Source organism: Nostoc cf. edaphicum LEGE 07299, from assembly GCF_015207245.1.
Classification (GTDB): Bacteria; Cyanobacteriota; Cyanobacteriia; order Cyanobacteriales; family Nostocaceae; genus Nostoc; species Nostoc edaphicum_B.
This window is the reverse complement of record NZ_JADEXF010000100.1, coordinates 1-8,353: the sequence shown is the minus strand read 5'-3', so window position 1 is coordinate 8,353 and position 8,353 is coordinate 1. Positions and strand designations below refer to the sequence as shown.

General features: G+C 40.0%; 8 protein-coding genes and 1 tRNA gene. 2 read left to right on the top strand and 7 right to left on the bottom strand.

Annotation, left to right across the window (positions count from 1 at the left end):
* Nucleotides 1-5: 5 nt before the first annotated feature.
* Nucleotides 6-1,250: an ISL3 family transposase gene (locus IQ229_RS04745; protein ID WP_228013135.1), complete on the top strand. Its 1,245-nt coding sequence runs from the start codon at nt 6-8 to the stop codon at nt 1,248-1,250.
* Nucleotides 1,251-1,278: 28 nt separating this feature from the next.
* On the opposite strand, the gene IQ229_RS04740 is transcribed toward IQ229_RS04745, so the two are convergent.
* From IQ229_RS04740 to IQ229_RS04710, 7 genes are all read right to left on the bottom strand, one after another.
* Complete coding sequence (locus IQ229_RS04740; RefSeq protein ID WP_194041737.1) at nt 1,279-1,587, bottom strand: hypothetical protein; 309 nt, start codon at nt 1,585-1,587, stop codon at nt 1,279-1,281.
* Nucleotides 1,588-1,682: 95 nt separating this feature from the next.
* Nucleotides 1,683-3,137, bottom strand: a complete 1,455-nt coding sequence (locus tag IQ229_RS04735; RefSeq protein ID WP_194041735.1) for a YcjF family protein — start codon at nt 3,135-3,137, stop codon at nt 1,683-1,685.
* Between the two features lie 106 nt (nt 3,138-3,243).
* Nucleotides 3,244-3,320 (bottom strand) — tRNA-Met (locus IQ229_RS04730).
* Between the two features lie 46 nt (nt 3,321-3,366).
* Nucleotides 3,367-4,320, bottom strand: a complete 954-nt coding sequence (locus tag IQ229_RS04725; RefSeq protein ID WP_194041738.1) for an asparaginase — start codon at nt 4,318-4,320, stop codon at nt 3,367-3,369.
* A gap of 176 nt (nt 4,321-4,496) precedes the next feature.
* Entirely contained in the window at nt 4,497-4,997 is a 501-nt protein-coding gene (locus IQ229_RS04720; protein WP_194041733.1) for a CGLD27 family protein, read from the bottom strand.
* The gene (gene rsfS / locus IQ229_RS04715) at nt 4,994-5,452 is read right to left on the bottom strand and encodes a ribosome silencing factor (protein ID WP_181928677.1); all 459 of its coding nucleotides are present in this window, start codon (nt 5,450-5,452) and stop codon (nt 4,994-4,996) included. Before rsfS ends, IQ229_RS04720 begins: the two co-directional genes overlap by 4 nt.
* A 624-nt stretch (nt 5,453-6,076) precedes the next feature.
* Nucleotides 6,077-7,351, bottom strand: a complete 1,275-nt coding sequence (locus IQ229_RS04710) for a WcaI family glycosyltransferase (protein WP_194041731.1) — start codon at nt 7,349-7,351, stop codon at nt 6,077-6,079.
* Between the two features lie 375 nt (nt 7,352-7,726).
* On the opposite strand from IQ229_RS04710, the gene IQ229_RS04705 reads away from it, so the two are divergent.
* A partial coding sequence (locus IQ229_RS04705) for a DNA cytosine methyltransferase (RefSeq protein ID WP_194041729.1) occupies nt 7,727-8,353 on the top strand: 627 nt, incomplete at its 3' end.

Here is an 8,353-nt window from a genome sequence, read left to right as displayed (position 1 = left end):
CAGACATGCTCAACAAAAGAGGAATAAAAATTCTAACAGAGCTTCTGGATTTGAAAGATGTAAAAGTTATATCACAGCGTCTTCATGCGGGGATTGGAATTGTTTTACAAACCGAATCAATTAAATCATATAGTATTTGTCCTTACTGTGGCATAAAAAGTCAGAAATTGCATCAAAATCATCGACACATTGTTAAAGATTTACCATTCGGAGATAAATCTGTTTTTTTAGAAATTAATAGACGACAATTCAAATGTGAAAAATGTAGAAAACCCTTCAGTGAACACCTAGATTTTGTTAGAAATAAAAGAACTTATACAAAACGACTTGCACAGAAAACAATACAAGAAGTATTAAATTCGGACATACATAGTGTGGCTTCTATTGGTCTAGTGACAACAGATGAAATAGAAAGAATGTTGAAAGACGCATCTGAAGATAACGGTGATTTAAAACCTGAAGGCTTAAAAAGACTTGGAATTGATGAGATAGCTCTAGTGAAAGGAAAGGGAAATTACTGTGCTGTATTAATAGATTTAGATACGTCTAAGCTGCTGGCAATTTTAAGCGAACGTACTCAAGAGATAATCAAGAAAACCCTTATAGGGTGGGGAACTGAAGTTTTAGATCAAATAGAGGAAGTCAGCATAGATTTATGGAAAGGATATAAAAATTTAGTTGCAGAATTAATGCCTAAAGCTCAAGTAGTTGCAGATAGATTTCACGTTATGGTTCAGATAAATAAGGAATTAGATACCCAGAGAAAACAAGAAAAGCGGAATGTAGAACAGTTAATAAAGAAAGCAAAAACATCATCAAAAAAGGCAGAGTATGAAAAAACATTAGCAGGAATTAATAAAAGTAAATACGTTCTACTTAAAAACGAGTCAGATTTGAATGAGGAGCAAAAAACTAAGCTGATTCAAGTCAAAGAGGTGTCTTCTCTTCTGAAAGTAATGCATGAATTAAAAGAGAAAATTAGAACAATTTTTAATAAAACTAATAACTGGTATACAGCAGTCTTTAAACTGGGTATTTGGCTTTCAAAAGCTAAACAATATTTTCCCAATAGCAACAATACTTTTATCCGTTGGTTTGATGAGATAATCGCTTATTTTGATAATAGGACGACTAGTGGTGCCGTTGAAGGGATCAATAACAAACTCAAACTAATTAAGCGCTCGGCTTATGGGTTTAGAAATTTTGAAAACTTCCGAGTAAGATGCTTATTAAGCTGGCATTTTAATTGATAGTTTAGCATAACAAGTACTGAAGAACCTAATTTTTTAATAATTCAAAAACTGTATTTAGGTTCTTTTCCTGATATTGTTGTGCAAGTTTGAAAGCTAGATTACTTGCTTCTTGGAATTTATGAGATTTTATTGATAATTCATTAGCCGCTTCAGCTTCAGCTGCCAAATGAGTTATTTGTACAAACATTGAAGTGGCTGGAGATTGGGAACTAATACGTTCTTCCAATCTGTGTCTAGTTTGAATAACTAGGTCTTGAAGCTCATTTATGTCAATAGTTTCTAACAAATCTTTGTTAAAAACACCCTTTGGATTTGTAAGATAAGGCGTTTTCATGATTTACCTATCCTTAAAACAGGAGCCGCAACGATCACCATATTTTTCATCCTAATGCAAAGGCGCAAAGAAAAACTCTGCGCCTCTAGATGAACTTAACCTATAAACTTCTGAACACCAACTACTTCAACCTGCTGCACCTCTGGCAACAAACGCTTCACGCTTTGCTTAACAAATCCCTGCAAAAAACCAATCTGCTGATTTTGCTGAAATACTTTTTGCAAGGTTTGCCGCAAATTCTCCAAATTCAAACCAGTTCCAGAATCTATCGCTATTTCTTGCTGTTGGAAATACTCAACTAGACTTAACCCTGCGACTCTAGTCAGATAAGCTGCACTTACTCCTTGCACTACGCCACCAGCAACAAAGGTAACGGCATTACTTTTCAGAACAGTACTAATAGCCTTTGTAGAAAGTTCAACTAAACCCAATTTCAGCATTAAACTTCCCATTGTTCCAGCTACGGTTTGTGCCTGTTCTAGGGAAAATTTTTGCTGATAGATATTACCCAAATCCATTACCATTTGAGCATTAATTGCCGCAGTTGCCAGAATATCAAAGGCTGGTACTGGGTTAGCAAAGGCAGCAGCAGCAGCTATCCACTGATATTGTTCAATAATTGGGGTGGCGCGATCGCGTCTGGTTCCATTCAAGCAGTTTTTCGCCTCAGCTTTCAACAACCCGGCTTTTCTCATGGTTGTCACCCAAACTAGCCGTTGTCCTTGCTGCGCCAAAACTTCACCCAACTGTTGAGTTAACTGCTGGATATCTGCTGCTGGTTGCTCCATCCACTCTTGCACAGAACCATCAGCCTCATGCTTTCGGACTTTGATGGCAATGGGAGAGGCCGCAGTTGCAACTACATTTCCCTGCATCCGCTGTTTTAATGACAGCAAGATGTTGGCACTTTCATCGGTTAAATACTGGTCTTGTTTGTTGAAAACCAGCATATTAGGTTGATTTGCTGCCTTTAGCTGCTGTAAGGTTTGAAATTCTGAGTCTGTCAAATCACCGTTTGTCAGAAATAGAACAAAATCAGATTTTGCTACTTCTGCCAAAATGGCCGCATCTGAATTTTCACCCACTTCTTTAAATAAAGGTGCCGTCTCTTGTAGAGACACGAAATTTTGTGTCTCTAGATTTTGTAACACTTGAATTAAAGTGCTTTTACCGACGGATTTACCGCCAGTCACAGCTACTTTAATTTTTTGTCTGTCTAATTCCAGCAACAATTGGGGAACTTGTTCTCTGAGTGTCTCTAAAGCTGGATGGTTTTCTGCTTCTTGTGCTAGTTGGTTAATTACAGTTTCAGTTTTAGCGATCGCACTTTCCACAGTCGCTCGGTCAACCACCATACCATCTAGCTGCTCTAAACTGTCTTTGGAGCGATTTTGCTGGAATAACCACAAACCACCGCCTACAGCTAAGGCACTCAACAAACCAAACTCACCCACCTGCACTATAGAATCGTGCCAACTGTCCAACATCCACAGAGAAAAGGACAGTCCCAATCCTCCCACTAAAATTGGTCGCTGCAACTTCACAACCATGATTCTCCGCGCCTTTTAGATGGCTATTTCTTCCAGAATAGATCAAAATAAAACAAAAACCCTGCAATCTTTAACTGATTGTAGGGTTTTTGTTTTGTCTTTTATTTGGTGGCGGGAAGTGGATTTGAACCACTGACCTTCGGGTTATGAGCCCGACGAGCTACCAGGCTGCTCTATCCCGCGTCGCTCTTAACTTTTATAGCATAACCTATAGTCAAGAGTTTGGCAACTACAAAAATGATAATTCTCCAATTACTTCTAAACGCTTGTATTTTCCCAAGGTGACAAACTTTTCTGAGAGGCTTTCGGCGGCGCTAGGACTAATCCACCCCATTTGCTGGAGTAAGTGAATAGCAACGGCATATTTTGCTCGTTTTGCCCCATCCATGACTTTGATTGCCAATCCCAAGCCTTCACCGAGTCTACCAATGCACTGCACTCCTTCGGCACCAGTTTTACTGACTAGTTCTCCTGGAGTTAAGCGCATCAGTTCCGTATCAAATTCTCCATCTCCTGCGACCATCGCGGGGTGATGAGTCATTGCACGGACAATGCGCTCCATATCCAAGTTGGTACTAGAGGCTAACAGTGCATACAAAGATGCCATGTGACCGAGTTGCATTAGATAAGTTGGTGCGCCACAGTCATCATGAGCGCTGATAAATTCTGCGGCTGGCATTCGCAGCAACTCTGCTACTTTGCCCAAAATTAACTGCTGGATTGGGTGCTTGCGATCCAAGTAGTTATTCAAGGGCCAATGGCGTTGCTGACAAACAGCTAACATTCCCGCATGTTTTCCAGAGCAATTATATTCCAGAGGACTCCGCTTATCTTCAGGAATTGGACACTGGAGTATAGTTGGATCGAGATCGGCCCGCCAAAGGATGTTAAATACCTGTCGGACTTGATCTATTTTTCCTTTGTGGGAACTTGTAATAATTGCTAAGTCGCGATCGCTGAGTTGATAGCGTTCCAGCGTACCTGTGGTAGTTACTGCGAGTGCCTGAAATGGTTTGAGGGCTGAACGGATAAATGCAGCAGTTTCAGAATTTCCGGCAACGGTTAGAACCCGTCCTCGTTCGTCGCAGACAACAGCTTGGACTATATGCCTGGATTCAATAATACCTTCCCGCAGCAACCGGACTTCCAGTGCTGTGGCTTGAGTTCGTTTTCCCATTGTCATGGGTTTATATTTATCACCTTTTTTAATTAATTTAGTCATTGGTCATTGGTAATTAGTCCTTAGCTAATGACTAATGAGCCTTCGGGTTCGCCAGTTGCTCATGGGGGAAACCCCCTTGGCGCTAGCCTCTCCCTTTGGGAGAAGACCGCACTGGCTCACCAATGACCAATGACGCTTTAAAACAAATGCCAACCTATAGTACCAATAACGTACATTCCCGCCAAGCCAGCGAAGGTAAATTGTAACCGCCGCAGAATGGGTTTGATTTCGTATGAGACAATTAAGCGATCGCGGTTAAGGATTTCCTGTGGCTTTGTCCAAGTTTGACCATCGTACCAGCCGGACTCTTCATAAAATACTGTGGGGCTACAAAGGCGATCGCACACGTAGAACCAGCCTAAGTATAACCTTACCAGTATCAGCACTAACCCGACACTGGCTCCTGCTGCACCACAGAGAAGAAAATGTGCAATATACTTGTGAGGTGGAAAACTTGCCGCAGCTATCGGCCCTGCGAAGAGCCAAGATAAACCCCAAATCCAAAAAAGTTTCGTGATATACTCGCGCCAATGTAAAGTGGTATCACGAAACAGCCAGGAAGTTTTTAACTCTTGGTATTCATTGAGTGGTTGTTGGTCTGTAGGAACTGGGCAATTAGAAACCGAAGACCTAATCATGTTGGCTTACCCTCACCTTCATCAGATTCTGGAAGGGAAATACGCTCTGCATGAATCCAGAACGCTTCTAAATTATAAAACTCCCGTTCCTTGGGCATCATGATATGAACGATCACATCACCGTAATCTTGTAGTACCCAACTGCCCTCGACTTTTCCTTCTGTCCTTAAGGGACGGCGTTGCAACTCAGTTTCGACTTTTCCTTCAATTGCTTGAGCGATCGCCCTTACCTGTACCTTAGAATAGCCAGTCATCATCACAAAGTAATCCGCCAAGTAGGATACCTCTGCTACTTTGAGCAATAGAATCTCACCTGCTTTGCGATCTGATGCCGCAACAGCGATCGTTGCAGCTAATTTTTCGCTTGCCTCTTCGGTTTGGCCGTGGCTTATTACCGCACTCTTCGTCAGTGGGACAGATTGCAATGGGAAATTTCCTTGGAAATAATCAGTCATTAAACCTCAGGTGCTTTCTTCCTTTTGAAACAATTGTTGACATTTACTTACAAACAACGAACAATTGATCTGACAAATGTGTCAATAGGTTTTTTTGAATACTAACAAAAAAACAGGTGTCTATGGGATTAGTTTGATAATTGCCTGTTTAGATTTCGATATCCGCAACGGCTGATTGCTGATGGTTCTTGTGCAGCGATAAATCAACCAATAGCTTTCCAGCAAGAATTGAGAGCGAAAATAATTGCAGATTCATCAAACAGCATAATATGTAATGTAAAGCTAGTAATTTGCAGGTAACTACTACATATCTACGCTTTATACTGACTGTCTGCTAAAAATTACGATACAAGGCAGCATACTAATAACTGGTCTAGCAAAAGTTCGATTCTTTTATTATATACGCTTAAAATAAGTATAAATACGCACTTAGGTATCAATAACCCACGAGTTGAATGAAGTGAAGCCGTGAGATTTTTAGTTCAACAATGCATCTGAAAATCTTCTTATCTATTGCTATATTTATATTAGTAAAATTCGCTACCCTCAAAACTCTCACTACTTAGATTTGAGGGCATAATTGTAATTTATACAGACAGATGCAGCATAACTTTGCTGCAAAGATTAAACTTCTTGTTTTGTAACTATGCCTGTAGACTGAATTTCTCTATGTTCTGCTGTCAATGAGTAACACAAGGACTCATACTGGTTTAAGGCTTGCTCAAAAGCATATTGCTCAACAGCATATTGGCGACTTTTGTAACCCAGAGTTTTGACTTTTTCGGGGTTTTTGTACAAATCTAAAATTGCCATCGCTAAAGCTTGGGGATCTTCTGGAGGAACGATAACTCCGCCGCCACTTTGCCTAATGGCTCTTGCTGCCGTACCATTGTCGGGTACAGAGGCAACTAAGGCCCCTCCACTAGCAAGTAGCACTTGAATTTTTGACGGCATATTGAAGGATACAACATTTTTCTTTTGCACCACTAAACCAACATCCGCAGCTGCCAACATTTGTGGCAAATGTTTACGGGGTTGAAATGGCAGTAACAATACATTATCTGCGCCGCAGTCTAGACATTCCTGTTGCAATCGCTGTAAACCTTTTGCCTCTCCAACTATGACAAAGACAATATCTGGGATATGGCGCAACACAGAAGCAGCTTTGACGACGCTTTCTAAGCCTTGGGTTAGGGCAATGTTACCAGAATACAGTACTACAAATTTGCCATTCAGATTATGTGCTGCACGAAAAGCGTTATCTTCTTTAGGCAAAGGGCGGATAAAATTTACATCAACCCAGTTGGGAATTTGCACAATTTTGTGAGCTTCTACGCCCTTAGCTCGCAAATTGTCCACAAACCCATCGGCGATGACGCTAATTTTACTGGCACTGCGGTAGGCAAATTTTTCTAATAATGTAAACAACTGGATGAGTAATTTATTTTTTAGCAGCCCGACGTGGACGGCTGCTTCTGGTAATATATCTTGTAGATTTAAGATTACAGGACAAGCACGTAACCATCCTAAAAGCGCAACTGGTACACAACTTGGCAAGGATGGCGATGTTGAGAGTATCACATCTGGGCGCCAACCGATAAGGGCGGGTACAAAACTAGTGACGACGAAACTCGCATCTAGTAATATCCGATCTAATAGGTTTGGTTGTGGACGAATCCAAACGTAACTGCGTTGAATTTGAACGCCATTTTTGTATTCGTTGACATACCATTTGCCCCGATATTCCTGGTAAATTTGCCGCTCAGGGTAGTTCGGCATAGCAGTAACTACGCGAACTTCATGTCCACGTTTCACTAGTCCCTCTGCTAATTCAGTCATCAGTGGGGCAATACCAATTGGCTCTGGATAGTAGTTGTAGGAGTAAATTAAAATCCGCATAAAAATTTAGTCTCAAGTACCCCGGTTTTTTATTTAGTGACAAATATTTGTCTGAAATATCATTTGGGCTTGGAAACCCCTATATTTAATTGTGACTCTAGACTCTTTTTCTGTCAGGTATTTTCCTTAAAGATTGAGTAAACTTTGAGATGTAATACTTAGGGAAACTGTGAAAATTTTTTACTATTTAAGCAGTTTTGAAATTGTTCTTTTTTGATTGGTACTTACGTAAAAGCCCTAAGTGTATTAGTTTTTGCCAAACCTAAAGTCAAAATTGGGATAGTTTAGTATTAGCTCTCCCTATAAGTTACGTAGATAACCCATTTTTCTTTAATATGAATATTAATAAGATTTTTTGATCGTACTAGTCATGCAATGAGCGATCGCCCTTGTATTTTTTCTTTTTTTGCTGGCTCCGGTTTCCTAGATTTAGGTTTTGAAACTAGCGGTTTTAATATTGTTTATGTCAATGAAATCTTCGCTCCATTCATCGCCGCCTATCGCCATTCACGGGAAGTTCTAAAAATGCGATCGCCTGAATATGGATATAATCACGGTGAGGCAGGAGATGTAACAAAACTTATTATTGGAAAAGAAGCAGAACACCTTCAAGAATTAGTTAAAGACTGCCGCAAATCTCATAAGATAATTGGTTTCATTGGTGGACCTCCCTGTCCTGATTTTTCTATTGGTGGGAAAAATAGAGGAAGTTTAGGAAATAATGGTAAACTTTCCGCTGCATATATTGAATTAATTTGCCGCAATCTTCCAGATTTCTTTTTATTTGAGAACGTTAAGGGTTTATGGAAGACAACAAAACACCGTTTATTTTTTGAATCGCTCAAGCAACAATTACACGAAGCAGGATATATATTAACAGAGCGATTAATTAATACTATCGAATATGGCGTACCCCAGGATAGAGAAAGGATTATTCTAATTGGTTTCAAAAATAATTTTCTTCAAGACGTAGGGATCAAAATCGGTAGTAAAAAGTTACTA